The organism is Pseudomonas sp. PDM19 (assembly GCF_014852215.1).
Classification (GTDB): Bacteria; Pseudomonadota; Gammaproteobacteria; order Pseudomonadales; family Pseudomonadaceae; genus Pseudomonas.
In genome coordinates, this window is record NZ_JACVBG010000002.1 from 1,497,708 (window position 1) to 1,524,150 (window position 26,443).

At 65.7% G+C, this 26,443-nt stretch carries 23 protein-coding genes; 12 read left to right on the forward strand and 11 right to left on the reverse strand.

The annotated features are described in order from the left end of the window. The first annotated feature begins 79 nt into the window (after positions 1-79). The 10 genes from IB273_RS15385 to IB273_RS15430 all read left to right on the forward strand — a co-directional run bounded on the left by IB273_RS15385 (position 80) and on the right by IB273_RS15430 (position 12,898). A complete protein-coding gene (locus IB273_RS15385) occupies positions 80-1,027 on the forward strand; it encodes an AraC family transcriptional regulator ligand-binding domain-containing protein (RefSeq protein ID WP_192224431.1) in 948 nt (315 codons plus the stop codon). Between the two features lie 225 nt (positions 1,028-1,252). After that, positions 1,253-2,233, forward strand: a complete 981-nt coding sequence (locus IB273_RS15390) for an AAA family ATPase (RefSeq protein ID WP_192224432.1) — start codon at positions 1,253-1,255, stop codon at positions 2,231-2,233. Between the two features lie 11 nt (positions 2,234-2,244). Further along, positions 2,245-3,186, forward strand: a complete 942-nt coding sequence (locus tag IB273_RS15395; protein ID WP_081518452.1) for a DUF58 domain-containing protein — start codon at positions 2,245-2,247, stop codon at positions 3,184-3,186. Further along, positions 3,183-3,680, forward strand: coding sequence for a DUF4381 domain-containing protein (locus tag IB273_RS15400; protein ID WP_081518451.1), 498 nt, complete (start codon positions 3,183-3,185; stop codon positions 3,678-3,680). Before IB273_RS15395 ends, IB273_RS15400 begins: the two co-directional genes overlap by 4 nt. After that, positions 3,667-4,674, forward strand: coding sequence for a VWA domain-containing protein (locus IB273_RS15405; RefSeq protein WP_081518450.1), 1,008 nt, complete (start codon positions 3,667-3,669; stop codon positions 4,672-4,674). Before IB273_RS15400 ends, IB273_RS15405 begins: the two co-directional genes overlap by 14 nt. Further along, positions 4,674-6,248 (forward strand): VWA domain-containing protein, encoded by a 1,575-nt coding sequence (locus IB273_RS15410; RefSeq protein ID WP_192224433.1) that lies wholly within the window; start codon positions 4,674-4,676, stop codon positions 6,246-6,248. The genes IB273_RS15405 and IB273_RS15410 overlap by 1 nt, the downstream gene beginning before the upstream one ends. Continuing rightward, a complete protein-coding gene (locus tag IB273_RS15415; protein WP_151187573.1) occupies positions 6,245-7,567 on the forward strand; it encodes a BatD family protein in 1,323 nt (440 codons plus the stop codon). Before IB273_RS15410 ends, IB273_RS15415 begins: the two co-directional genes overlap by 4 nt. 14 nt (positions 7,568-7,581) lie before the next feature. Then, positions 7,582-8,580 carry an HAD family hydrolase gene (locus tag IB273_RS15420; RefSeq protein ID WP_151187572.1) on the forward strand — a complete coding sequence of 333 codons (999 nt, stop codon included), beginning with the start codon at positions 7,582-7,584 and terminating at the stop codon, positions 8,578-8,580. Positions 8,581-8,688: 108 nt separating this feature from the next. Beyond that, positions 8,689-10,263: an arylsulfatase gene (locus tag IB273_RS15425; RefSeq protein ID WP_081518446.1), complete on the forward strand. Its 1,575-nt coding sequence runs from the start codon at positions 8,689-8,691 to the stop codon at positions 10,261-10,263. Between the two features lie 124 nt (positions 10,264-10,387). Next, positions 10,388-12,898: a fused MFS/spermidine synthase gene (locus IB273_RS15430; RefSeq protein ID WP_192224434.1), complete on the forward strand. Its 2,511-nt coding sequence runs from the start codon at positions 10,388-10,390 to the stop codon at positions 12,896-12,898. A gap of 133 nt (positions 12,899-13,031) precedes the next feature. On the opposite strand, the gene IB273_RS15435 is transcribed toward IB273_RS15430, so the two are convergent. From IB273_RS15435 to IB273_RS15445, 3 genes are all read right to left on the reverse strand, one after another. Continuing rightward, positions 13,032-13,637 carry an isochorismatase family protein gene (locus IB273_RS15435; RefSeq protein ID WP_192224435.1) on the reverse strand — a complete coding sequence of 202 codons (606 nt, stop codon included), beginning with the start codon at positions 13,635-13,637 and terminating at the stop codon, positions 13,032-13,034. A gap of 63 nt (positions 13,638-13,700) precedes the next feature. Then, positions 13,701-14,537 (reverse strand): pirin family protein, encoded by an 837-nt coding sequence (locus IB273_RS15440; RefSeq protein WP_192224436.1) that lies wholly within the window; start codon positions 14,535-14,537, stop codon positions 13,701-13,703. Positions 14,538-14,548: 11 nt separating this feature from the next. Continuing rightward, complete coding sequence (locus IB273_RS15445) at positions 14,549-15,613, reverse strand: alkene reductase (RefSeq protein WP_192224437.1); 1,065 nt, start codon at positions 15,611-15,613, stop codon at positions 14,549-14,551. Between the two features lie 101 nt (positions 15,614-15,714). Between IB273_RS15445 and IB273_RS15450 the strand changes: the two genes are divergently transcribed. Next, positions 15,715-16,596 carry a LysR family transcriptional regulator gene (locus IB273_RS15450; protein ID WP_192224438.1) on the forward strand — a complete coding sequence of 294 codons (882 nt, stop codon included), beginning with the start codon at positions 15,715-15,717 and terminating at the stop codon, positions 16,594-16,596. 291 nt (positions 16,597-16,887) lie between these two features. On the opposite strand, the gene IB273_RS15455 is transcribed toward IB273_RS15450, so the two are convergent. Genes IB273_RS15455 through galB form a run of 3 tightly spaced genes read right to left on the reverse strand, consistent with a single transcriptional unit; the run spans position 16,888 to position 19,420 of the window. Beyond that, the gene (locus IB273_RS15455) at positions 16,888-17,970 is read right to left on the reverse strand and encodes a 4-oxalomesaconate tautomerase (protein WP_192224439.1); all 1,083 of its coding nucleotides are present in this window, start codon (positions 17,968-17,970) and stop codon (positions 16,888-16,890) included. Positions 17,971-17,972: 2 nt separating this feature from the next. Next, positions 17,973-18,689: a 4-carboxy-4-hydroxy-2-oxoadipate aldolase/oxaloacetate decarboxylase gene (locus IB273_RS15460; protein ID WP_192224440.1), complete on the reverse strand. Its 717-nt coding sequence runs from the start codon at positions 18,687-18,689 to the stop codon at positions 17,973-17,975. After that, entirely contained in the window at positions 18,686-19,420 is a 735-nt protein-coding gene (gene galB / locus IB273_RS15465; protein ID WP_192224441.1) for a 4-oxalmesaconate hydratase, read from the reverse strand. Before galB ends, IB273_RS15460 begins: the two co-directional genes overlap by 4 nt. Positions 19,421-19,586: 166 nt before the next feature. Here galB and IB273_RS15470 point away from each other — a divergent pair, with 166 nt between their 5' ends. Further along, positions 19,587-20,783, forward strand: a complete 1,197-nt coding sequence (locus tag IB273_RS15470) for a LysR family transcriptional regulator (RefSeq protein WP_151187534.1) — start codon at positions 19,587-19,589, stop codon at positions 20,781-20,783. 68 nt (positions 20,784-20,851) lie between these two features. On the opposite strand, the gene IB273_RS15475 is transcribed toward IB273_RS15470, so the two are convergent. The 5 genes from IB273_RS15475 to IB273_RS15495 form a co-directional block, all read right to left on the reverse strand. Then, a complete protein-coding gene (locus tag IB273_RS15475; protein WP_151187533.1) occupies positions 20,852-22,099 on the reverse strand; it encodes an OprD family porin in 1,248 nt (415 codons plus the stop codon). A gap of 218 nt (positions 22,100-22,317) precedes the next feature. Then, the gene (locus IB273_RS15480; protein WP_151187532.1) at positions 22,318-23,580 is read right to left on the reverse strand and encodes a gallate dioxygenase; all 1,263 of its coding nucleotides are present in this window, start codon (positions 23,578-23,580) and stop codon (positions 22,318-22,320) included. 22 nt (positions 23,581-23,602) lie between these two features. Continuing rightward, positions 23,603-24,940, reverse strand: coding sequence for an MFS transporter (locus tag IB273_RS15485; protein WP_151187531.1), 1,338 nt, complete (start codon positions 24,938-24,940; stop codon positions 23,603-23,605). Between the two features lie 322 nt (positions 24,941-25,262). After that, a complete protein-coding gene (locus IB273_RS15490; RefSeq protein WP_192224442.1) occupies positions 25,263-25,643 on the reverse strand; it encodes a GFA family protein in 381 nt (126 codons plus the stop codon). A 105-nt stretch (positions 25,644-25,748) separates the two neighbouring features. Beyond that, the gene (locus tag IB273_RS15495) at positions 25,749-26,438 is read right to left on the reverse strand and encodes a GNAT family N-acetyltransferase (RefSeq protein WP_192224443.1); all 690 of its coding nucleotides are present in this window, start codon (positions 26,436-26,438) and stop codon (positions 25,749-25,751) included. Positions 26,439-26,443: the final 5 nt, after the last annotated feature.

A 26,443-nucleotide genomic window follows, 5' to 3' on the forward strand; every position in this document is an offset into this window, starting at 1 on the left:
CTTGTTGGCTTCTTGGTTGCCCTTCGGGGCGCGGCAAGCACAATAAGAAAACAAGGGCTCGGCCCACGTCAGGCGTGAAATGGACAGAAATCCCCGAGAAGTGGCCAATCCGCAGCGTTACCACCGTGGTTCACTGGGGCTGGTGCTGGAGCGTTACCTGCTGGGCATGCGCCGGCATCGCGAGGGCGACTACAGCATGGTCGCCCTGGAGGAGCTGCTGGCCGAGGCCCAGCAGCACGACCCTGCCATCGGTCTGCACCTGTTCGGCCAGTTCACGGCACAGGACCGCCACATCCTGGCGATCTCCGCCGGCTACTGCGCCAGCATCGGCGAGGCCCTGCAGCTCTGGGCGCGATACGGGCGACTGGCGTCGGACATGGACACCATTGACTACGTCGAGGACGAGAATGGCGCCGGGGTGGAAGTGATGATCGATGCCCCGGCCGATCTCGCGCGTTTCACCGTCGAGCACTACTTCGTCATGAGCCTCACCGTGATGCGTGAGGCCACCGGCTGCCCGATCACACCTTTGCGCGTGGAGTTCAGCCACCCGCGCCCGGCCTATCACGCCCGGTACGCTGAGGCGTTCGGCGTGCCGGTGACGTTTTCCGGTCGCGGCAATCGCCTGTACTACGCGAAAGAGGACCTGACCAGAGCGCTGGCAAGCCGCCACGCCGGCATGCTGGAGATCATCTGCCAGGAGCTGGAGCGTCGCCTGGGCCGCCAGCGGCAGCTCAGTGGCTGGGCCGGGAAGCTGGCGCGGAACATGCGCCGGGCCCTCGCTGAAGGGCGGGTGCCCGGCCTGGAGGAGCAGGCTGTGGCCCTGCACCAGAGCGCGCGGACCTTGCGCCGACGCCTGGAAGAGCAGGGGCTGAGCTTCCGCCAGTTGCTGGACCTGGTTCGTGGCGAGCTGGAGCAGCACTTCGAGTTGCAGGGGCTGACTGCCGGCGAGATCGCTACACGCCTGGGCTACGGTGACCAGGACGCCTACCAGCACGCCCGCCGGCGGTGGCGCGAGGCCGAATAATCGGTGCCGGACCCGTTGGCCAGCGCGGGCACAGTCCCTGCTTCTACGAGCGCAGCCCAGGCGGCCATTGTGCTGGCTTGCTCATTTCACGACAGGTGCCAGCATGGCGCGGCGGAAAGCAGTTGCTAGAGTAACGGGCAGGCGGTGGCACGGCAGTGTGTCTGGAGCGCAGCTCCAGCACGCCATCGGCAGGGAATCCGAATCGACGGAACAAGGAACAAACCCGTGTCCATGCGTGAACAGATTGCAGCCCTGGAGGCCGCCGTTTCGGCGCAGGTGCTGGGCCAGGAAGAAACCGTCCGGCACATCCTGCTGGGCCTTCTGGCCAATGGTCATGTCCTTCTGGAAAGTCTCCCGGGCCTGGCCAAGACCCGTACCGTAAAGACCCTGTCGCAGCACCTCGATGCGCGGATGAGCCGGGTCCAGTTCACCCCCGACCTGTTGCCCTCGGACATCACCGGTGCGGAAATCCTTCAGCAGACCGAGCAGGGCAACCAGCTGAAATTCCAGCCCGGGCCACTGTTCGGCAACGTAATCCTCGCCGACGAGATCAACCGCGCCCCGGCCAAGGTCCAGGCGGCACTGCTCGAAGCCATGGAAGAGCGGCAGATCACCGTGGCCGGGCAGACCCACCGCATGCCCGGGCTGTTCATGGTGCTCGCCACGCAGAACCCGATCGAGCAGGAAGGCACCTATCCGCTGCCCGAGGCGCAGATGGACCGCTTCCTGATGAAGCTGCTGATCGACTACCCACGGGTCGAGGACGAATCCCGCGTGCTGCAGCTGGTGCGCGCCGAGGAGCGCAGCCAGCAGTCCGGCACGCCGCCCGAGGCGATCACGCCGCTCGCGCAGGAGGCCGTGTTCGAGGCCCGCAAGGAAGTCGGCGACGTGCATGTTTCCGAGGCCATCGACCGCTACCTCATCGACCTGATCAACGCCACGCGCCGTCCGGCCGACTACGACGCCGACCTGGCCCGTTGGCTGAAGGTGGGCGCCAGCCCGCGCGGCGGCATCAGCCTGGACCGGGTTTCCCGCGCCCACGCCTGGATGGCGGGTAACGACTACGTGACGCCCGACGATGTACGTGCCGTGGTGCACCCCGTGCTGCGCCATCGCCTGCTGCTGTCCTATGACGCCGTTGCCGATGGCGTGGCGGCCGATCAGGTGATCGACCGTCTGCTGGACAAAGTGGCGATCCCGGCCTGAGGAGGGTTTCCATGGCCGAATCGCAGCCGGTTGCCGATGGTTTTGTCTATGCGTCGCTGCCGCAGCTGATGCTGCTGGAGCACCGCGTGCGCGGGCTGAGCTTTGTGTCGCGGCAACCGCTTTCCAGCGTGCTCTCCGGCAGCCACGCCGCGCGCCTGCGCGGGCGCGGCCTGAGCTTCGACGAACTGCGCCAGTACAACCCCGGCGATGACCTGCGCCACCTCGACTGGCGCGCCTCGCTGCGCTACGGCAAGCCCTTCGTGCGCAGTTACACCGAGGAGCGCGACCGGCCGACCCTGTTGCTGGTGGACCAGCGCATGAGCATGTACTTCGGCTCCCGACGCAGCTTCAAGTCGGTGCTCGCCGCCGAGCTTGCAGCGCTCGGCGGCTGGATGGCGCTGCAGGCCGGTGACCGGGTCGGCGGCCTGGTGTTCGGCGACCGACACATCGAGTACATCCGCCCCCTGCGCAGCCGGGCGCGGGTAGAGGCGCTGTGCGCGGCCATCGTCCGCTACAACCACGCGCTGCACGCCACGCACAGCGACGAGGACTCACCGGGGCAGCTGGACCGTGTGCTGCGCCAGTGCCTGGGCGTGGCCGGACACGACAGCCTGGTGGTGATCATCAGCGACTTTGCCGGCGTCACCGAGCAGACGTTGCAACTGCTGCGACAGCTGAGTGCGCACAACGACGTGCTGGCCCTTCAGGTCTTCGACCCCATCGCCCTGCAGCTGCCCGACAAGGGACGGGTGACGGTCACCCAGGGCGAGCTGCAGGTCGAGCTGGAAGTGGGCCGGCGCCAGGTCCACCGGCCGCTGGGTGAGTTTCTTTCCGGGCGGCTCAAGGATGTCGCGACGCTGCTGCGCCGCAGCCAGGTGCCGCTGATGATGTTCAGCAGCGGCCGCGACGCCCTGGAGCAGCTGCGCGGCGAACTCGGGCGCCTGGCGCGATGAGCATTCCCAGCATCGATCAACTCCAGGAACTGGCGCCGCCGGCTCCGCTGGTCAGCTACTGGCCGCAGACCTGGGCCTGGGTCTGGCTCGCCATCGTGTTGCTGCTGCTCCTGGCGACATGGGGCTTCTGGCGCTACCGGAAATGGCAGCGTGATCGCTACCGGCGCGAGGCGCTGGCCTTGCTCGATGAACTCGGTGCGGCCATCAGAGAGCCTTCCCATCGATTGGCCGCGCTGCGCCAGTTGCCGATTCTGGTCAAGCGTGTCGCGCTGTCGATGCCCGATGGTGCTGCTTCGGCGCCCCTGGGCGGTGCTGACTGGCAGGCCTTTTTGCAGGCACGCACCCCGGCGGCGCTGCCGGCCGATCTGCAGCGGCAACTGACGCTGCTGGCGTACGCACCTGACTCCAGGGTCGCGAATATGGACGAGCAGGAGGTACAGGCGCTGCTGTCGGCCTGCCGGCAATGGGTCGAGGTGCACCATGTGGCAGCTTGAGTACCCCTGGTTGCTGCTCCTGCTGCCCTTGCCCTGGCTCGCCTGGCGCTACCTGCCGGCCTACCGCGAGTCGCGCAGCGCCCTGCGGGTGCCGTTCTTCGCCGCCATGAGCCACGCTGCGGGCCAGGAGCCAAGCCGTGGCGGCACCGCTGGCGGGCGCTGGCAGTTGCCGCTCAACCTGCTGGTCTGGGCACTGGTGCTGCTCGCCTGTGCGCGCCCGGTGCTGGTGGAGAAGCCCATCCAGCGCGTGCAGCCGATCCGCGACCTGATGCTGGCCATCGACATCTCGCAATCCATGGAAACCAGCGACTACCGGGATGCCGCAGGCAATCGCGTGGATCGTCTGAGCATCGTCAAGGGCGTGGTGCGCGACTTCATCGGCCAGCGCAAGGATGACCGCATCGGCTTGATCGTCTTCGGCACCGGTGCCTTCGCGCAATCGCCGCCGACCCAGGACCACGCCAGCCTGCTGATGCTGCTGGACGAAGTGGGCATCGGCATGGCCGGGCCCAACACCGCCCTGGGCGATGCCATCGGGCTGACCCTGAAGCTGCTGGAAAAGGCGCCGGAGCAGCAGAAGGTGCTGATCCTGCTCACCGACGGCAATGACACCGGCAGTGCCATCACGCCGAGCCACGCCGCGGCCATGGCCCATGAGCGCGGTGTGGTGGTGCACACCATCGGCATCGGCGACCCCGAGGCCAGCGGCGAGTCGAAGGTGGACCTGCAGACCCTGCGCGATATCGCCCATACCACCGGCGGACGGTTCTTCCGCGCGGGCGACCGCGAGGCGTTGCAGGAGGTCTACGCGACGCTGGACCAGATCACCCCGCACCAGGTGAAAACCCTCAGCCACCAACCCAAGCGCGACCTGTTCTGGCTGCCGCTGGGCGCTGCCTTGCTGTTGCTGCTGGTGGCGCATGTGCTGGCGGCCATTGCCGGGCGGCTGGCCGTTCCGCGTGCGGCGCAGGTCGGCCAGGAAACGGAGGGCTGATGGATATCGATCTCAGCGCCTTCCATTTCCTCCGCCCGGTATGGCTGTTGCTTCTGCTGCCGGGCATCCTGCTGCCGCTGCTCTGGAGTCGCCGCCACGACCTGGCGCGTCGCCTCGACGGGATCATCGCGCCCCACCTGCTGCAGCACCTGGTGATCACGCCGGTCGACCAGCACCGCGTGCGACCGGTGCAGCTGCTGGGTGCGCTGCTGGTGGTTGGCGGCGTGGCCGCTTCCGGTCCGACCTGGGAGCAGGATCGCCCGGCCTTCATGGAGAACCGCGCGCCGCTGATCCTGGCGCTGGACCTGTCGCCCTCGATGGCCGCCAATGATGTCCCGCCTTCACGCATCGAGGCGGCCAAGCACAAGTTGCACGACCTCATCGCTCGCCGGCCGGGCAGTTCCACGGCACTGATCGCCTACGCCGGCAGCGCGCACCTGGTGCTGCCCGCAACCCAGGACGCGGCGCTGCTCGACAGCTTCCTGCAGGCGCTTTCGCCCGGCCTGATCCAGAGCGAAGGCAAGGATGCGCTGGGTGCCATCGAGAAAGCCGTGCAGCTGCTGGCCGCCGAGCATTCGCCGGGCACACTGGTATTGCTCACCGATGGCGCCGACAAGGGGCAGTTCGATGCCATCGACAAGGCGCTGCGTGGCAGCGACCTGCAGGTGCTGGTGCTGGCGGTCGGCAGCCAGGACGGCGGCCTGCTCGCCGGTGGGCAGCGGGACTCCGAGGGGCGCCCCTTGCTCGCTACCTTCGATGCGGAAGGCCTCAAGGGCCTGGCGGACGCCGCCGATGCGCCCCTGGGCAGCCTGACCCTCAACGACGATGACCTGGACTGGATCGAGTTGCACGCCCAGCAGCACTTCCAGGCCGCCCAGGGCGATGATCAGCAACTGCACTGGAAGGATGCTGGCTACTGGCTCTGCTGGCCCCTGCTGCTGCTCGTGCTGCTGAGCGTGCGCAAAGGCTGGAAGGTGCACTGGCTGAGCGCGCTGCTGCTCGCCGCCAGCCTGGGCGGCCTGCCTGAGCCGGCGCGCGCGGGAGTGCTCGCCGATGCCTTCTTCACCGCGGATCAGCAGGGGCGCTGGGCATTCGAGCACGGGCACTATCCGCAGGCGGCCGCGCAGTTCCGCGATCCGTTCTGGAAGGGGGTGGCTGCCTATCACGCGGCGGACTACCCGCTGGCCCTGGCCAGCTTCGCCCGGCTGGATACGGCGCAGGCCTACTTCTATCTGGGCAACACCTACGTGCGCCTGTCGAAGTTCGACCAGGCCATCGGCGCCTATCGCCAGGCGCTGAAGCGCCAGGCCGACTTCCCGCAGGCCACGGCCAACCTGGCGCTGGCCCAGGCGCTGGAGAAGGATCGCGAGGACCAGCAGGAGGCCGGCCCGCCGGGCGAGAAGCCCGATCAGGAAGTCTTCGACAATACGGCCGACAAGGGCAAGAACGTGGTGCTCAAGAAAGGCGCGGCCGAGTCGGACGAGCAATGGCTGAACAACCTGAGCACGTCGCCGGCGCAGTTCCTGCGCCGCAAGTTCATGCTGCAGGACGCGGCAAAAGGGGCGGGATCATGAAGCACGTGCTCGCCGCTCTGCTCTTGTGCCTGCCGCTGCTCGGGCTGGCCGCCGAGCCCGAGGTGAGGGTCCGCACCCAGTTGTTGCCGGGGGATTCGGCGATGGTCGGCGGCACGCTCAGCCTGCAGGTCGATCTGCTGGTGGACACCTGGTTCAGCCAGCCGCCGCAACTGCCGCCGCTGAAACTGGCCGGCGCACTGGTCTCCGAACCGGCCAGCGAGGCCACGCACCTCACCGAGAAGATCGATGGCAAGACCTTCTTCGGCCTGCGCTTCCACTACCAGATCACCCCGCAAACGGCACGTGGCTTCGACATCCCGCCGCTGGACATTCAGGTCCAGCCGGGGCAGGGCAGTGGTGCGATCCAGGTGCACAGCGAAGCGCTGCACTTCACGGCACGCCAACCCGCCGGCGCAGGTAGCGAATCGGCGCAGCGCCTGGTGGCGCGCCGGGTGACCATCAGCCAGGAACTCACGAAGTCCCATGAGCCGCTGCGGGTGGGCGACAGCGTGACGCGCAAGGTGCATGTCCGCGCCGAGGGCGCCCAGGCCATGCTGATTCCCGCAGCGGATTTCGCCGAACCGGAAGGGCTGCGTCGCTACCTGCAATCGCCAACCGTGCAGCCCCTCAGCGACGGCCGTGGCGATGTGCTGGGTGGCGAGCGCATGGACGCGGCGACCTATGTGGTCAGCCGGCCGGGTGACTTCCAGCTGCCGGCCATCGAGTTGCACTGGTGGGCGGCGGACACTGGCGAGGAGCAATCGGTCTCGCTTCCCGCATTGAAACTGTCGGCCAGCGGTGCGGCTGTCTACCAGGCGCCATTCTCGATCAGTGACGATCTGCGTGAACTGGGCCGCCGGGCGCAGGTGCGTATCGCCAGTCACTGGCTGGCGCTGGCCGCCGGGTTGGCGCTGCTGGCAGCTGTTGCCTATGCCGTACGCGCCTGGGGCGGGCCGCTGCGCGTGGCTGCCCGGGCTGCTATCGAGCACCGCCGTCAGGCCTGGCGGGACTCGCCAGCCTATGCCTGGCGACAGGTCCGCCAGCAACTCGAAGGCGAGCCGCCGCAAGTGGGGGCGCTTTATCTCTGGCTTCGTCGGACGAACGGTTGTCGTGAAATGAGTGCTGCAATTCCCAATCGCACCATCAAAGCCGTCAATCCTTTGCTAGCGTTCCTAAGGGCCCGCTACGGGCGTCCGGGCGCGCAGCCCGGCGCGGGGCCGCAACCACTGATCCAGGCTTTGCCGGATATCCGCCGGGAACTGGGCCAGGGCAAGCCGACGGACTTGCCGGCCCACGCTCTCAAACCCTTGAATCCGTGATCCAGGGATGTGACATGCATTCGAAACTCGCTCCACCGATGGCCCGCTGGCTGCTCCTGCTGCTCCTGGGCATGCCGTTCCTGGTCCGCGCGGCAGACGCATTGCCCTCATGGAACGACGGCCCCTCGCGGCAGGCCATCGTCGCCTTCGTCGAGGCGGTGACCCAGCAGGGCGGCAAGGACTTCGTGCCGCCGGCCGAGCGCATCGCCGTGTTCGACAACGATGGCACCCTGTGGAGCGAGCAGCCGATGTACTTCCAGGTGCTCTTCGCCCTGGACGAAGTGAAACGGCAGGCGCCGCAGCACCCGGAATGGAAAGAGAAGCAGCCGTTCAAGGCGGTGCTCGAAGGCGACCACAAGGCCCTGGCCGACAGCGGCATGCAGGGCATCCTGGAGATAGTCGCCGCCACCCATGCGGGCGTGAGCACCGACGAGTTCATCGCCAACGCCCGCAGCTGGCTGGCCAGCGCCCGCCATCCGCGCAGCCACAAGCCTTACACCGAGATGGTGTTCCAGCCGATGCTGGAGTTGCTGGATTATCTGCGCGCCAACGGCTTCAGGACCTACATCGTTTCCGGCGGCGAAGTGGCGTTCATGCGTGCCTTCGCCGAGGAGGTCTACGGCATCCCGCCCGAACAGGTGATCGGCACCACCCTGGGCAGCCGCTTCGAGGACCGCAACGGCCAACTGTCGATCCAGCGCCTGCCCAAGCTGGTGCACAACGACGACGGCCCCGGCAAGCCGGAGAGCATCGACAGCATCATTGGCCGTCGGCCGATCCTGGCCTTCGGCAACTCCGACGGCGACCTGCAGATGCTGCAATGGACCACCGCGGGCAAAGGGCTGCGCTTTGCCGGCCTGGTGCACCACACCGATGAAAAACGCGAGTGGGCCTACGATCGGCAGAGCAAGGTCGGGCGCCTGGACAAGGCGCTCGACATGGCCAAGAGCAAGGACTGGGTAGTAGTGGACATGGCAAGGGAGTGGAAGCGGATCTATCCGTTCGATCAATAGCAAGCCAACAGGCGAACCGCAGGGACACGGGGATTTCCAGCCAGGTAGTCGGCATCTCCAGTGACGCAGTCGTGGCAAACGATGAGTAACTGGAAGGGAGAAACACCAATGAAGCGCACGGGAAGATGGATATCGCGGTTCGCCCTCGCGGCGACGGCGATAGTGGGGTGCTCGGTCGCCAGTGCGGCGGACAAGCCGAACATCCTGGTGATATTCGGCGACGATATCGGCCAGACCAACATCAGCGCCTACGCCTTCGGCGTGGTCGGCTACCAGACGCCGAACATCGACCGCATCGCCAAGGAAGGCATGATGTTCACCGACTACTACGCGGAGAACAGCTGCACTGCCGGCCGCTCCACCTTCATCACCGGCCAGGCGGCGCTGCGTACCGGCCTGTCCAAGGTCGGCATGCCCGGCGTGCCGGTGGGCCTGCAGGACCGCGATGTCACCATCGCCCAGGCGCTCAAGGCCCACGGCTACGCCACCGGCCAGTTCGGCAAGAACCACCTGGGCGACCGCGACGAATACCTGCCGACCAAGCACGGCTTCGACGAGTTCTTCGGCAACCTGTACCACCTCAACGCCGAGGAGGAGCCAGAGCGTCCGTACTGGCCCAAGGACGACGAGGCCTTCACCAAGGCCGCCTCGCCCCGCGGTGTGCTGAAGGCGACCGCCGACGGCAAGATCGAGGACACCGGCCCGCTGAACAAGAAGCGCATGGAGACCATCGACGACGACACCACCCAGGCCGCGATCAACTTCATGGACAAGCAGGTGAAGGCGGACAAGCCCTTCTTCGTCTGGATGAACACCACGCGCATGCACGCCTTCACCCACGTGCGCGAGGCCATGCAGGGGCAGAGCGGTATGCCGGGCAACGAGTACGCCGACGGCATGCTCGAGCACGACGGTGATGTCGGCAAGCTGCTCAAGGCGGTGGATGACCTGAAGATTACCGACAACACCATCGTCATCTACACCACCGACAACGGTCCGAACCAGTGGTCCTGGCCGGATGCCGCGACCACGCCGTTCCGCAACGAGAAGAACTCCAACTGGGAGGGCGCCTACCGGGTGCCGGCGATGATCCGCTGGCCGAACCATGTGAAGCCGGGCACCGTCTCCACCCAGATGTTCTCGGGGCTGGACTGGTTCCCGACCTTGCTGGCCGCGGTGGGCGACACCGACATCAAGGAGCGCCTGCTCAAGGGCGCCGATGTCGGCGGCAAGAACTTCAAGGTGCACCTGGACGGCTTCAACCAGCTGGATTACCTGACTGGCAAGACCGACAAGGGCGCCCGTGACGAGTTCTACTACTTCAGCGATGACGGCGACCTGGTGGGTATGCGCTTTGGCAACTGGAAGCTGGTGTTCTGCGAGCAGCGCGCGCCGGGCGGCTTCAAGGTCTGGAGCGAGCCCTTCACCTGCCTGCGGGTGCCCAAGCTGTTCAACCTGCGGATGGACCCGTACGAGCGCGCGGACACGGTCTCCGACCAGTACTACGACTGGCTGGCGAAGAACGACTACCTGCTGTTCCAGGGCGAACGCAAGGCGGCCGCCTTCCTGCAGACCTTCGTCGAGTACCCGCCGAGCCAGAAACCGGCCAGCTTCAGCATCGAATCGGTGCGCAAGGAAGTTGATGCGAAGATCGAAGCGAAGATGAAGCAGGGCGCCAAGTAGTGAGCGACAACCGGGGCGCCCGAATCGGGGCGCCCGACCCATCCCCCGCGATAGCCTGGCTATCGCGGGGGCTTTTCTGTCAGACAAGGTTGATTCGATGCCTCCAGCGGTCAGCTCGTCCCCGATGAACACCCGTCGCGCCACCCCGACGCAGCTCCAATCGAAACCTGGGCTCGCGGCCTGGGTGCCGGCATTGCTGCTGTTCGCCTCGGGCGGAGCGGCGCTGGTGTTCCAGGTGTTGTGGGTCAAGCAGCTGTCCCTGGTGGTGGGGGTGGAGGTGTATGCCGTCACCACCGCAATCAGTGCCTTTTTCGCCGGGCTGGCCCTGGGCGGGTTGGCTTTCGGCCGTCTCGCGGATCGCCTGGAGCGACCATTGCGGCTGTACGCCGGTCTGGAATTCCTGGTGGCGCTGCTGGCGGTAGCCGCCACCGTCGCGCTGGCCAATGCCGCCAGCGCCTTTGCCTTCCTGGAAGACGCCTTCGGCGCCCTGGCCTGGGCCCTGCCGTTCGTGCTGGTCGGCGTGCCGGCGTTCTTCATGGGCGGCACGCTACCGGTGCTGGTGCGCGCGCTGGAACCCGCCGAAGGCCAGATGGGCCGCGCCGGCGGTGGCCTGTATGCGGCCAACACCGCAGGCGCGATCGCCGGCACACTGCTGGCTGCCTTCGTGCTGTTGCCCTGGCTGGGTGTGCTGGGCAGCGCCTGCGCGGCGGCTGTGTTCAACCTGTTCGCTGCTGGCGGGGCATTGCTGATTCGCCAGCAGGCGGCACGGACCCAGGTGCAGGATGCACCGGCAGCCGGCCCGCGCAGCAGCGCGGCACGCCTGGCCATAGCGCTTTACTGCGTTGCCGGTGGGGTTGCGTTGGGGTACGAGGTGGTCTGGACGCAATCCATCGTCCAGTTCATGAGCACTCGCACCTTCGCTTTCGCCGTGGTCCTGGCCACCTACCTCTGCGGCCTGGTGCTGGGCAGCGCCCTGTATGCCCGGCGCGCCGACCGCATCCGCGATCCCTGGGGCCTGTTCGGCCTGCTAATCGCTGCGGCGGGGCTGCTGGCCATTGCGCAGATCGCCGGTCTCGGCACCTGGCTGATCGGCCTGCAGACCCGCGTCGAATGGCTGGTGATGCAGGCTGGCGGCAGCGAGCTGGCGGGCATGTGCGCGCGCTTCGCGGTGGCGGCGCTGTGCGTGGTGTTCCTGCCGACGACCCTGCTGGGTGCGGCGTTCCCCATCGCCCTGCGCCTGTCGGTGGACCGCGACCACGTTGGCCGCGATGTCGGCGTGGTGGTGGCACTCAATACCCTGGGCGGTATTGCCGGGGTGATGCTGACAGGCTTCGTGCTTGTTCCCGGCCTGGGGCTGGTACGCACCCTGGCCGTGCTGGGCGCGCTGGCCGCCGTCATCGGCCTGCTGGCCGTGTGGCGCGGCGAGGGCGTGAGCAGGAAGCTGCGCCTGGGCGTTGCCGGCGTGGCGGTACTGGCGGTGGGCATCGGCGCCACGACACCGCCGCAGCTGCTGGCCGAGCTGATGCCGGGTGCGCGCAACGGCCGCATCGGCTACTACGCCGAAGGCCGTGGCGGCACCGTGGCGGTGGTGGAGCAGGGCCGTGGCGAAAACCGCTTCAACCGCCTCTACATCCAGGGCGTCTCCAATACCGGCGATGCCATGCCGTCGCTGCGCTACATGCGCCTGCAGGCGCTGCTGCCCCTGCTGATCCATAACGGCGAGCCGCGTTCGGCGCTGGTGATCGGCTTCGGCACCGGCATCACCGCCGGCGCCATGCTGCGCTACCGCGACCTGCAACATCCGGTGGTGGCCGAGCTGCTGCCGGAAGTGCTGGCCGCCGCGCCGAGCTTCAAGGGCAATTTCGACGCCATCCACGACCCGCGCCTGGACATCCGCCTGCGTGACGGCCGCCGCGAGCTGCTGCGCAGCGCCGAGCGCTACGACATGATCACCCTGGAGCCGCCGCCGCCGTCTGCGGCTGGTGTGGTCAACCTGTACTCCCGCGACTTCTACCAGCTGGCCGCCTCGAGCCTGGAGGAGGGCGGCGTGGTCGCCCAGTGGCTGCCGCTGCCGACGCAGAACGACGAGGAAAGCCGCTCGCTGGTGCGCAGCTTCATCGACGTATTCCCTTACGCCACGCTGTGGACCACCGAGTTCCACGAGATGTTGCTGGTGGGCTCGCTGCAGCCGCTGCACCTGGACGTGACGAACATCCGCCAGCGCTTCGAGCAGCCGGAAGTCGCCGCCGCGCTGGGGGAGGTCGGGGTCGACTCGGTCGAAGCCCTGCTGGCCACCTGGGTCACCGACCGCGCCGGACTGGAACGTTACGCCGGCGATGCATTGCCGGTGACCGACGATCACCCGCGCATCGAGTACGCGCCCTGGGTTCGCCCGAAGGAGATCGCCCGCGTGCTGCCAACCCTGCTCGCCCTGCGCACGGCGCCCCCGCTGGAGAACGCCCTGCCGTCGGTCCAGGCTTCGGTCAACGACAACTGGTTGCGGCTGCGACGCTTCTACGACCTGAGCCTGAGCGCCTACCGCGGCGACCGCCAGGGCTGGGCGCGGGACGCCCGGCAGGTGGCGCTGGATGATGGCGACAACCCCTATTACCGCTGGTTCCTCGGCGCCCCTTGAGGGGGCGTGGCTGGCAGATTGCGGTTCGTTGCTACTGGCAGCATTCGACCCATAGCGGACGCTAGAGCCGAGCATCAGGCAGGCTGGCATGCGAAGGCACGTGGTCTTCGCCATGCCAGTCGCGGGAGGGGGTTCAGGAGATGCTGGCACCTAAGGCCGGGAATACATCGCTGAACAACAGGCCGATCAGTTGCTGACCCTGGGGCGTAGACCAGTCTTGCGCAATCTCTGCCATCAGCGTGTTGGTTGCTGTGAGAACGACACCTGCGTCGTGCATGCGTTGGCGGGAGAACTCCTCGGACAGATCACTGGGCGACCCTGATGCATCCATTACAGCCTGCACAGCGAAGCCTTCGAGGGCAGCATCGATAGCCGGGAAGATCAGGCACACGTCCGTGGTCACGCCCGCCATGATCAGATTCTTGCGACCGGTGGCCAGCACTGCATCACGGAATTCGGCATAGGCCCAAGCGTTGACCACACCAGGACGCTTAATACGGGCCGCATGGGCTTCAGGCAGGATCTGAGCTATTTCCGGGAGGATCGGACCTTGGGCGTGATCTTCCTGGCTGGAGGTAATCACGGTCGGCATGTTCAGGATCTTTGCCATTTTTGCCAGGGCGATCGACTGCTTAGCGGCCAGTTGGGTGTCAATATTCTTGATCAGTTGCATGGTCCCGACCTGATGGTCGATCAGCAGCAGCGCAGAGTTGTCGGCATTGAAGCGTACGTTGTTCATGTTTATCTCCTGTCAGTGGGAATCAGGGTGCAGTGACCCTGTAGTGAGACCTGTCTGGGCCAGCTATCTGGGCTGCAGCTTCCCAAACAGACCTTTCTGGTAGGACGCTACGGCATGGGCCAAAGCATCCATTGAAGCCAAGGCAAACGGCCCCTTCCAGTACACCGATTGGTGAAGCGGAACTCCGCTGAAAACCACCACGCGAGCACCATCAGGCCCGGCTTGCAGGGCAATGTGTCTCTGGGCTCGGTCAGGCGCTATTACAGGGACTGTTGCCTGCTCGAGGTCGAAGACCAGGCCGTCCACTCGGATTTCCCCACTGATCGGCATGACGAAAGCACTTTCGCGGTCACTCAGTGGAATGCTGAGTTCGGTGCCGGCTTCAAGACTGATATCCAGCATGCGAACGTTGGTCGGCGGGGTCAGTGGTGAGTTGGCGTCAGCGAAGCTCCCCAGAGGCACTCTCACCACCGCACCGGGCACGCGAACCACTGGGACATCTTCAGGGGCCAGGCTGAGTGCAAAAGGGGCATTGCCCTGCTTGGCTTGCGGCAGGTTGATGAAGATTTGCAGCATGTGAACAGTGCGGCCTACCTCAGCTGGCACTTCTTCATGCACTACACCGCTGCCAGCAGCCGTCCAGTGCAGCCCACCCGGCTGGATCAGATTGCGGTTCCCCAGCGAGTCTTCGTTGTCGATGGCGGTTTCAGAGTCATCGAACAGGTAGGACACGGCCGAGAAGCCGGCATGTGGATGAGGTGGGAAGGTAGGGCCACTGATCCAGGCATGGTCGACCGCGAGAAACGGATCAATCGGCTCTGCGAAAGTGCCTCCGCGCAAGGTAAAGGCGCGGAACTGCTCACCATGGCTCATGCGCTGCAACTGTACGGTGCTGGTCATGATGGGTTACCTCAGGCGCCCTCGCTCAGGGTCGGGTAGTCGATGTAACCCTGCGGCCCTGGGCTGTAGAAGCTGTCCTTATCTGGTGCATTGAGCACGGCATGCTGGCGGAAGCGCTCCGGCAAATCAGGGTTGGCGAGGAAGGCGCTACCGAATACCGCTGCATCAGCACGCCCTTCTGCCAGCAGTGCTTCTGCGGATTGTTGGTTGAGTCCACCACCGATCAGGTAGCTGCCGCTGAATAGCGGCTTGAGAATGGCGTGGTAGTCCACTTTTGCGCCGAACAGCGCGACATGCAGGTAGGCGAGATTCAGGCCGCGAAGCTGCTCAACCAGATAGGTGTAGGTTTTCCGCGGGTTGTCATCGACGATGTCGTTGAAGTTCATTTCGGGCGAGATTTTGATCCCGACACGTTCTCCGCCGATTTCGGTTGCCATTGCTGCAAGCACCTCAAGGACGAAGCGAGCTCGATTGGCTACCGAGCCGCCGTACTCGTCCGTGCGCTGGTTGCTGCCCGAAGAGAGGAACTGCTCTGGCAGATAACCCGACGCCGCATGCAGTTCCACGCCATCGAAGCCGGCCTCGATGGCCAGTCTCGCGGCTTGCCGATAACCCTCAATAGTTTCAGCAACCTCCACAACGCTCAGTTCGTGCGGAGTTACGAAGTCCTGCAGCCCCTGGGCAGTCCAGGTTTGACCGGCAGGCTTGATAGCGGAGGGGGCGACGGGCTGGGCACCTTCAGGCAGCAGCGAAGGGTGCGAGATGCGCCCGCAGTGCATCAACTGCATGAAGATTCGGCCACCACGAGCGTGTACCGCATCACTGACTTTACGCCAGGCAGAGACTTGCTCTGCCGTTTCGATACCAGGAGTGCGTACATAGCCCTTGCCCAGCGCTACCGGAAACACACCTTCGGTGATGATCAGCCCCGCACTGGCACGCTGGCTGTAATAGGTCGCCACCAGGTCGCTCGGGACGCCGGCATCATCGGCGCGCGAACGCGTCATGGGGGCCATGACGAGGCTATTGGATAGGGTGTAGGGGCCAACCTGGGCCGGGTTGAAGAGGGAACTCATTGAATTGCTCCTGGGTGAGTGGTGGGGTCATCATTGATCAATCCGAATTCGGGATAAATCCGCTAAAATTGAAATGACTGATCCACTCATGGAGCAATACCTTGGAACTGCTCAACGACATGGCGCTATTCGTCGAAGTCGTCAAAGTGCGCAGCTTTCGCCGGGCGGCAGAGGCGCTGGGGATGCCGAACTCAACCTTGTCACGGCGAATCAGCGGATTGGAAAAGGCGATCGGCTTGCGTTTACTTCACCGCACGACGCGCAAGATTGAGCTGACTGAAGCAGGCCAACTCTACTTTGATCGTTGTAAGCGCATCGTCGAGGAGGCGAGGCTTGCCCATGAAGAATTGGGAGAGATGGTGGCGCAGCCCAACGGATTGCTACGGGCATCGTTACCTGTTGATTTCGCCAACATCTTCCTGGCGCCGCTGATCGCCGAGTTCGCCAGGCGCTACCCAGAAATCCGCTTTGAATTCGATCTCACACCCCGCCAAGTTGATCTGATCAGCGAGCCCGTGGACGTTGTAATCCGCATGGGAGAGCCGCCGGACTCAAGCTTGATTGCGCGCAAGCTTTGCAGCCTGCGACGTTGCCTGTATGCGTCGCCGGAGTATCTCCGGAATTTTGGCGAGCCGAATCATCCGCTCGAACTAGTAGGCCGGGATTGCCTGCGACTCAGTGCACCCAAGGTTGATCAGTGGACGCTTTTCAATCACGAAGAAAGAGTCGAGGTCACAGTAGACGGGCGTTTTCAGTTGAACAGCGTGGGCATGCTGCGCCGACTTACGACGCTGGGATTGGGAATCGCCTTGCTCCCTGAGGGGGTCGCGGCGGAGGACGTCATCAGCGGCAAACTTTGCCGAATCTTACCTGCATGGGAAGGCCGGCCCATCTCGGTCTACGCGCTGACCGAAACACGGCTGCTGCCCGCGAAAACCCAGCGATTCATCGAGTTCTTGCGCGAACACCTCGACAGTGCATAGTGCTCGCCGACTCGATCAGGCGTGATCTCTGCAAATGCGAGCGTCTGCTTCTGGCCGATTTCTGCCTGCGACGTGGGCAGCTACCGACCCATAGCGGACGTTCGTGAGAAAAGTACAGTTCGTCTAATGGAGTAAACGATCAACGAGTCGACGCCTCTGCGTTGGGCTTTCTGACGCAGCGTCTCGAGGGGGCCGAGTATCCAGAAGCCGCACGGGACAGCCGGCGGCGTTCCTGGGCGAGAATGGAGCCGGCTTCTCCGAAGCCGATCTCGTGGCAAGCCGACGCTCCTGTCAGCCGATCGGGGACCAGAGCGCGGAAGGAATGCACACCTGCCCGTCGAACAGCAGGCGCGCGGTGCGCACCAGGCCGGTACTGACGATCTGTCCATCGCGCAGGCGAATCTCCACGCTGAATTCCCCGCTGGGATGCTCCACCGAAAGCTGGCGTAGCTCGCCTGCGCCTGCCTGCGCGATGGTCTGCGCCACGGAGCCTTCGACGAGACAGGCGGTCGCTGCGCTCACCGCGCCGAACACGCCGATGGATGCATGGCAACGGTGCGGGATGAACGAGCGGGTAGTGAGCGCGCCGCCCTGGCGCGGGGGCGAGACCAGGCACATCTTTGGCACGTTGCGCTGGCGCACGTCGCCCAGGTTCATCAATGGCCCGGCCTGCAGGCGGATGGATTCCAGACGCGCCTTGAGCGCGGTGTCGGCGTCCAGTTGCGCCGGGCTTTCGTCGCCACTGCAACCCAGGTCCTCGGCTCGCAGCAGCACCACTGGCATGCCGTTGTCGATGCAGGTGACCTCGATGTCGTCAAAACGGTCGCGGGTGTTGCCGGTGGGGAGCAGGGCGCCGCAGCTGGAGCCGGCTACGTCGGCGAATTCCACCACCAGTGCCGCGGCGCTGCCGGGCACGCCGTCGATGCGAGCGTCGCCGGCATACTCCACCTCACCGCCGGATGTGGGGACGTGGGCCACGGCGACCTGCCCGGTGTTCACCATGTAGATGCGCACCGGCGTCACGTCACCGGATGCCATCACCAGCTTGCGCTCGATGGCGAAGGGGCCGACACCGGCGAGGATGTTGCCGCAGTTCTGCCCATAATCCACGCGCGCCTCATCGACCACGACCTGGGCGAACAGGTAGTCGACGTCGGCGTCCTCGCGGGAGGAGGAGCTGATGACGGCGACCTTGCTGGTCAGCGAGTCGGCGCCACCGATGCCATCGATCTGCCTGGCGTCCGGCGAGCCCATCACCGCGAGCAGGACCCGGTCGCGCAGGGCCGTGTCGGCGGGCAGGTCGGCAGCGAGGAAGTAGGCGCCCTTGGAGGTGCCGCCGCGCATCAGCAGGCAGGGAATGCGGGTCTGGCTCATGCTCAGCCTTCCACCTGGTCCAGGCTGTCGACGTAGCGCAGGCCTTTCTCGGCCAGGCGCGGACGCATGTTGTAGAGGTCCAGGCCCAGTTCGCCGGCGGCCAGGCGCAGGCGCTTCTGTTCTTCCAGGTCGGCGCGTTGGCGCGCGGCTTCGAGCACCTGCACTGCCTCTTCGTGGCGTACCACCACGGCGCCGTCGTCGTCGGCGACGAGAATGTCGCCGGGGTTCACCAGCTGGCCGGCACACAGCAGTGGCAGGTTCACCGAGCCGAGCACTTCCTTCACGGTGCCCTGGGCGCTGATCGCCTTCGACCACACCGGGAAGCCCATCTGGCGCAGGGTTTGGCTGTCGCGGATACCGGCGTCGATCACCAGTGCAGCGACGCCTCGGGCCTGTAGCGAAGTGGCGAGCAAATCGCCGAAGTAGCCGTCGCTGCAGGATGAGCTGGGCGCGACCACCAGCATATCGCCGGCGTGACACTGTTCGACGGCGACGTGGAACATCCAGTTGTCGCCGGGGGCGACCAGCACCGTCACTGCGCTACCGGCCACCGCAATACCCTGCTGGATCGGGCGGATGCTGCTGTTCAGCAGGCCCTTGCGACCCTGTGCCTCGTGTACCGTCGCGACGCCCAGGCGGCCCAGCTCCTCTGCCAGGCCGGCAGGGAGGCGCGGGATGTTGCGCACAACGATGCCTGTCTTGCCGATCAATGCGCTCATGCCAGGCTCTCCGTCACGCGCGGAAACACGCTCTGGAAGCCTTCGGCGTAGACGATATTGCGCGCGCTGGTGATGCCGACGTTGCGCTTGGCCTGCACGCCGCGCTGCAGGGCGACGCGGGTGTAGTACTCCCACAGGTGCTCCTGGCCAGCCATGCACTGGATGGCGGCGTACTTCCTGTCCCACACCGGGGTAATGTCGAGGAAGGTGTCCGGGCGCCACTCGCATTGCTCCGGCTGGTGCGGTTCGAAGGCATACACCGGCGGTGCGCCGACGATTTTCTCGCCCGGCTTGTAGCCCTCGGCCTGGGCGATGATGCGTGCTTCCTGGGCAAGGTTCATGGCCAGCGGGTGGTCGTAGTTGTAGGGGTCTTTCAGTGAGTGACTGAGGACGAATTCGGGTTGCACGCGGCGGAACACGTCGGCCAGGCGCAGCAGCGTTTCGGTGTCGGCGCGCATCGGGTAGTCGCCGATGTCGAAGAACTCGACGCTGGCGCCGAGGATGTCGGCGGCGGCCTGGGCTTCTTCGCGGCGCGCGGCCTTGACCTTGGCCTCGGTCATTTCACCCTTGCGCCAGAGCTTGGCGGATTCGCCGCGCTCGCCGAAGGACAGGCAGACGATGTGCACCTGGCAGCCCTGTTCGGCGTGCAGGGCGATGGCGCCGCCGGCGCGCCAGACGAAATCGGCGGAGTGGGCGCTGACGACCAGGGCGGTTCTTGCTACGGCAGACATGTTCGGTGGCTCCTGTGGAGGCTTTGTTCTGATGCTTCGAGGATGTCACCGGGGGCCAGGGCGGACTAATGCGTTCAGTTGTGGGAGGTATGCTTTTTACTTATTGCGCTCGCGCAATCGGCTCGTCATAGTCCCGTACCACGAGGGTTGTGTGCCGGGAGGGGAAATGAGTGACTTCGAACTGGCGAATCTGATGCAGGTTCGTGCGTTCGTCCGGGTGGCGGACTTGGGCAGCGTTTCGCGGGCTTCCGAAGCGCTGTTCCGCGCACAATCGGTGGTCACCCGTGCCATCTCCGAGCTGGAGCTGCGGCTAGCCGCGCCACTGTTCGAGCGCCACGCCAACGGCATGCGCCTGACCAACTCCGGCAACTGCGTCCTGCCTCGTGCGCGACGTGTGCTGGCAGAGCTGGAAAGCGTGCCGCGGCTGCTCGGCATGCCGCCGGTGGAGCCGCTGTACCTGTACCAGGGGCGGCGCCTGGAGGTCTTCGTGAAGCTCTGCGAGACGCGCCACATGCAGACCGTGGCCAGTCACTTCGGCCTCAGCCAGCCGGCGGTCAGCTCGGCGCTCAAGGTGCTCGAGGGCGGTTGCGGCCAGCCGCTGTTCGAACGCACGCCCCGCGGTCTGCAACCGACCCGCGCAAGCCACGAGATCCTCTTTGCGATTCGGCGCGCGCTTAACGAGTTGCGCCATATCGATACCGACCTGAGTGCCATGCGCGGCAGCCTGAGCGGCGTGGTGCACGTCGGCGCACTGCCGCTGGGACGCACGCGCATCCTGCCCGAGGCCATCGTGCGGCTCACAGCCAGGCATCCGGGGGTGCAGGTGATCACCAATGAAAGTCCGTTCGACTTGCTGGCTACCGAGCTGCGCGCGGGCGATGTGGACTTTGTTTTCGGTGCCCTGCGATCGGCGCAGTACGCCAGCGACCTGACCGGAGAGGCACTGCTCACCGAGGAGGTCGTACTGCTGGCCCGGCAGGGGCATCCTCTGTTGCAGGGGCAGCGCACCCTCGGCGAGCTGCAACGGGCGCGCTGGGTACTGCCGCGTGCCGGATCGCCAGCGCGACACTTGCTGGAGACGCGCTTCGCCGCCGCCGGCATGGTCGCGCCTCATGCCGTGGTGGAAAGCGGCGACCTGGCGATCATCCGTGGCCTGCTGCTGCACTCGGACATGCTGGCGGCGGTGTCGGCTCACCAGCTGGAGCACGAGATCGCCTCGGGCGAGCTGTGCCCGCTGCCGGTGCAGCTGGAGCAGACTACCCGCGCCATCGGCCTGACCTTCCGCAATGGCTGCCTGCATTCGCCGGTGTCGGCGGCGCTGATGCAGAGCATCCGCGAGGTGATCCGCGAGCAGGCGGGATAAACGCCCGCGCTCCGGGCAGCCGGCGGGAGCAGTACGCTGGCTGCGCGGAGTGCGGGAAGGGCGGGGCGTTACAACAGGTTGAGCGGATAGCTGACGATCAGGCGGTTCTCGTCGAAGCTGTTGGTGCTACCCCAGTCGCGGCGCATGTTGGAGTTGCGCCACTTGATGTTCAGCGTCTTCAGCGCGCCGGACTGGAAGGTATAGGCCAGCTCGCTCTCGCGGGCCCATTCGGTGCCGTCGTCGGTGGCGGCGTTGTGCACGTTGTCGCCGTGGATATAGCGGTTCATCAGGGTCAGGCCGGGCACGCCGAAAGCTGCGAAGTCGTAGTCGTGGCGCAGCTGCCAGGAGCGTTCCTTGGCGCTCTCGAAGCTGGAGCCGAAGGCGTCGTTGGCCAGGGTGCCTCCGCTGGCGCCGTTGACGCGGAACCACTCGTCATCGCCCATGACCTTCTGCAGGCCGAGGTAGAAGGTGCTGCCGCCGACCTTGGCCGAGAACATCCCCGAGGCGGTGTGGTTGTCCAGTTCGCCGGCCTTGGCGCTGCCGTTATCCTGGCCCCAGAAGTAGCCGAGGTTGGCGCCCAGCACCCAGTCGCCCAGCGGCTGGCTGTGTTGCAGTTGCAGGTACTGCTGCTGGTAGATGTCCTTCAGCTCGGCGTTCCACAGGCCGACCAGGGTGTGGTCGCCGTTGAAGCGGTACTCGCCGCCGGCGAAGTTGAAGCGGTCGGACTTGTACGCTGTGCGCGTGAACAGGCTCATGTCCTCCATGCTCGCGTCGTTGCGCGGGCTGTTCTGACGGAACTGACCGCCATACAGGGTCAGGCCCGCGACTTCCTTCGAGGTGAGCTGCGCGCCCTGGAAGGTCTGCGGCAACGAACGGCCATCGTCGGAGCGCAGGATCGGCAGCACCGGCGACCACTCGCCGGCCTTCAGTTCAGTCTTCGAGATACGTGCCTTGCCGGCCACCGCCAGGCGGCCGAAGTCGTCGGCCGGGCGGCCGTCGTCATGGGTCGGCAGCAGCTGGGTGCCGGCGGTTCCCTTGCCGCCATCGAGCTTCAGGCTATAGAGGCCGAGAACATCCAGGCCTAGGCCGACGGTGCCCTGGGTGAAGCCGGACTTATAGTCGAGGATGAAGCTCTGCGTCCACTCCTCGGCCTTGCCCTGGCTGGCGGTGCCAGTGTAGTCGCGGTTCATGTAGAAGTTGCGCAGCAGCACGCTGGCCTTGGAGTCCTCGAGGAACCCGTCGGCGAGCGCCTCCAGTGGCAGGGCCGAGGCCAGGGCCAGTGTGCAGACGATGCGGTGCTTGGAATGGCTGATCATTGTTGTTGTTCTCCAGTCTTCTTAACGGGCAAAACCATGGGCAAAGCGTTGCCGTCCGGCGGCGCGAGGCGCTGGTGTGGCGGCTTGGATCGGGATCGGGGGAGGGCGTCGCTAGCGTGGCGGTGGGGCGTATCGAGGCATAAGGCGGATTCCGTTTCCTGGCGTTGTGGTGGAATTCGGCTGGGTGGTGGCGCCCCATGGCCGGAGCGCCGGGAGTGTCACTTGGCGGCCTTGCCGGCGACCGAGTAGAGCACCTGCTGGTTGCGGGTCTTCATGAAGTCTTCCAGGCTCTGTCCGCGCATGGCGGCATAGATGTCCAGGTTGGACACGCCGAGCACCGCGCCGAGCTTCTCGAGCACGAAGAAGATCACTCCGTAGTGGATCAGTCCGCGCCAGTCGCGGCGGCGCAGCAGGTCGCGCTCCTCCTCGCTGAGACCGGCTTCGGCGTACAGCGCTTCGGGCTCTTCGAGGAATCTGCGGCGCCACTGCGGCTCAATCATGCGGTGGAGGAACTTGTTCAGGCGGTAGCCCTTGGCGCTGCGTTCCAGGGTATAGGGGTAGGTGCCTTCGAGTTTCTCCGCACCGGCCAACTGGTGGCCGATGTGCTGGCGATGGCGCTCGTTGAGCGGGGCCGGGAGGCCCTGGTCGAGGTTCTCCAGCAACAGCGTGGCGATGCCGGTCATGGACGGCAGGTAGTAGTCCTGGTGCAGCTTGTTGACCCGTGCCGAGAGCGCGCCGCGCATGATCAGCCAGGTGATCACCTCGGCACCCTCCATGCCGCCCAGGGTGGCGTATTCGGCGACGGTCATCTCGGTGAGGCGCTCGGGGTCGTTGACCAGCAGGTCGAGGAACTGTGCGTCCCACTCAGGATTGTTGAAGCCGCAGCGTTCGCCGTGGACCTGGTGCGACACGCCGCCGGTGGCGACGATGGCGACCTTGAGGTCCTCCGGGTAGCTCTCGATGGCCCGGCGCAGGGCCTGGCCCAGCTTGTAGCAGCGCCGCGCGCTGGGGATCGGCAGCTGCAGCACGCCGACCTGCAGCGGCACGATCTGCAGCGGCCAGCCGTCGGCGCAGGGTAGCAGCGCCGACATCGGCGAGAAGAAGCCGTGGTCCAGCGGCTTGTCGCGGAAGAAGCTCATGTCGAACTCGTCGGCCATCAGGCTCTGGCCGATGTGCCGCGACAGCGCCGCGTGGCCACCCACCGGCGGCAGCGCGCGGGGCTCGCCACCCTCGTCGGCGACGCCGTACTGGTCGTCGACGCCGAGGGTGAAGGCGCTGTAGTGGTCGAAGAAGAACGAGGTGATGTGGTCGTTGAAGATGTAGAAGAGCACGTCAGGGCGCTGTTCCTCGAGCCAGCGGCGGATCGGCTCGAAGCTCTGGAAGATTGGTGCCCAGGCGGCCTCTTCGCGCTTGTCGTGGTCGACGGCGAAACCAATGGTCGGAGTGTGGGAGACGGCTAGGCCACCAATGATGCGTGCCATGACGGGGTCCTCGAAGGTTGGATTACGGCGTGGCCAGGGGCTGGTTCGCACGGCGCCGGGCGTGGCCGTTGGCCAGGATCGCCACGGCCGCGACGAATGCCGGCAGGCCAAGGAAAGTGAAGAGCAACGGCAGGCCCAGGCCAAGGCTGAGCACCGCGCCGCCGATCAGCGAGCCGAAGATCGCGCCGAAGCGGCCGATGCCCAGCATCCAGCTGACCCCGGTGGCCCGGAAGTCGGTGGGATAGTAGCCCGGTGCGAAGGCATTCAGTCCGGTCTGCGCGCCGCTCATGCAGAACCCGGCGGCGGCCACGCCGATCACCAGCAAGCTGGACTCCAGGCTCAGTGCGCCGAGCGAGACGATGCACAGCCCGCCCAGGGCGTAGGCCACGGCGATCACCCGGTTGGGGTTGCGGCGGTCCATGATCCAGCCGACCACGATGGCGCCCACGGTGCCGCCGATCTGGAACAGGCCGGTGATGGTCGCGGCGCGTTCGATGGACAGGCCACCGTCACGCAGCAGGGTCGGCAGCCAGCCCATGGTCAGGTAGATCACCAGCAGGCCCATGAAATAGGTAGCCCACAGCGCGAGGGTGCCCAGACGATAGCGTTCGACGAACAGCTGGCGAACGGGAGCCTTGTGCTGCACCGGCGGCTCGGCGACGGTAAAGACAGTGCCTTCGGCAAAGCGCCCACCCAGTTTGGCCAGCGCGGCAGCAACCTGTTCGGCGGGCGCCTTGCGGGCCGCCAGGAAACGTGCAGATTCGGGCAGGAACAGCCAGAGCAGCGGGAGCAGTGCTAGTGGTAGCACGCCGCCGGCCAGCAGCACCGACTGCCAGCCATAGTGCGGGATTAGCCAGGCTGCGACGAAACCGCCCAGGCCCGAGCCCATGTTGAAGCCGGTGAACATCACGGTGATCAGCAGCGAACGGCGGCGCTCGGGCAGGTACTCGGCGAGCAGCGTGGTGCTGTTGGGCATGGCGGCGCCCAGGGCGATGCCGGTGAGCAGGCGCAGGACCGCCAGCTCATAAGGGTTGCGGGCAAAGGCGCAGGCCAGGCTGAGTACGCTGAAGCCGGTTACGGCAAACAGCAGCACCTTCTTGCGGCCGAGGCGGTCGGCGTAGGGGCCGGCGGTCAGGGCGCCGATGGCCAGACCGACCATGCCGGCGCTCATCACCGGGCCGAAGGCGGCGCGCGACAGCCCCCAGTCCTGCATAAGCGAGGGGGCGATGAATCCCATCACGGCGACATCGAAGCCGTCGAACAGGACGATGAGGAAACACAGGCAGAGGATCAGCCACTGGTAGGGCGATACCGGTCGGTTGTCGATCCAGTCTTTGACGTCGACAGTTTGCTTGAGCATTCGTGTTCACCTTTTGTTCTTGTAATGGTGAAAATTCCGGCAGGGTTCGAAATCGATGATGACCGGCAGGAATCACCTCGCCGTTTTTCGGCGTGGGGCGACTGTAAGCCTTGCCCACTGCTAGTCGCCTCTGGGTATTTTTTAAGAAGGTATCTGTTTTGCTTATGTAGATAAGCTGGCGATGGTCTTTTGAGGTGCTTGGGTTGAGGCTAGAGAGAGCCCCTAGGACGCGACGCGCTGATCTTAGGCGGGCGAGGACGAGACGGGTGAACGTCCGTTTCTGGCCGTTATCTGCCCGCTGAACCGGCTATGTATTGTCAGATCAGGACTCTTGAAAGCGCAGCCATGAAGCTCGGTTACTGACATGGACATGCTTCTGTCTGGCCGGTTCGAAGGCGCTGTCCAGCGTGCCAAGGGCTATGGAAATCCAATCGGAAAATTCCCCTTGGCTCGTTGACCAGAACAGCGAAGAACCACAGTTGGAACAGAACTGACGCAGCGTACCGACCGACGACGAATAGGATCGGATGCCCTCCGCACCAGCCAGAATTCGCAGATCCCCGCGCGGCACGCTGCCGTAGCTGGCAAAGGCCGCTCCGTGGCTTTTTCGGCATTGGCTGCAATGGCTGACAGCCTTGGGTGCCGTGGTCGCTGCATACCTGACCGAGCCGCACAGGCAGCTCCCCTGGAAAGTTTCATCCATGTTGTTCGTCGTTCCTTGATGAAGGCGGCAGCTGGACTGCGCCATGGGTGCAACAGATGGAATGCCGGTCTGTCGAGGGGCGGCCATACGGGCAGCAGAGGGCACTCAGTGGAGGGTGGGGAAGCGCACCTTCACCAGCTCCTGCGCCTGCCAGGTCATCTGGTCGAGCAGGCGGTCGCGTTTCTTCTCGGCCTCGCGCATGGCCTTGCTGCCGTTCTGCTTTACCAGGTAGGTGTGGATCTGCCGCACTTCCTTGGACTGGTAGATCGGCGCAAGGTCCTGCACGGCGACCATGCCGTCGGAGCGGTGGTCGCGGGTGTTCATCAGCACATGCGGCCCCTGGGCGGCGAGGACCTGGAAGCCCATCGCCTCGAAGACCGGCACCTTGCCCGCCGCGCAGGCCAGTTCGGCGTGGGGGCGGTGTGCGGTCATCTTCTGCAGCATGGCGCGGGCCATGCCCCGACGGCGGTGGCTGGCCTGGACAGCGAGGTAGGCCAGGGTGCAGGCCTCGGCGTCGTCCTGGCTCGGCAGGTAGAGGGCGAAGCCGAGCACCTGCGACGGGTCTTCGTCGTCGAGGGCGAGGATCAGGCGTGCGGGACTTTCCGGGGAACCGTCCATGGCCTGCAGGTACAGGTGTACCTCGAAGCCGATCACATACTGGTACAGCTGGAACAGCGGGTTGCTCGGCGTCAGCGGCACCGGACTGATGTCGCTGAAATAGTCCACCACCATCTGCAGCACCTGGCTCTTCAGGGATTCGGGAGGAGAGGTGTCGAGGATGGCGAGGGTGAACATCTGCA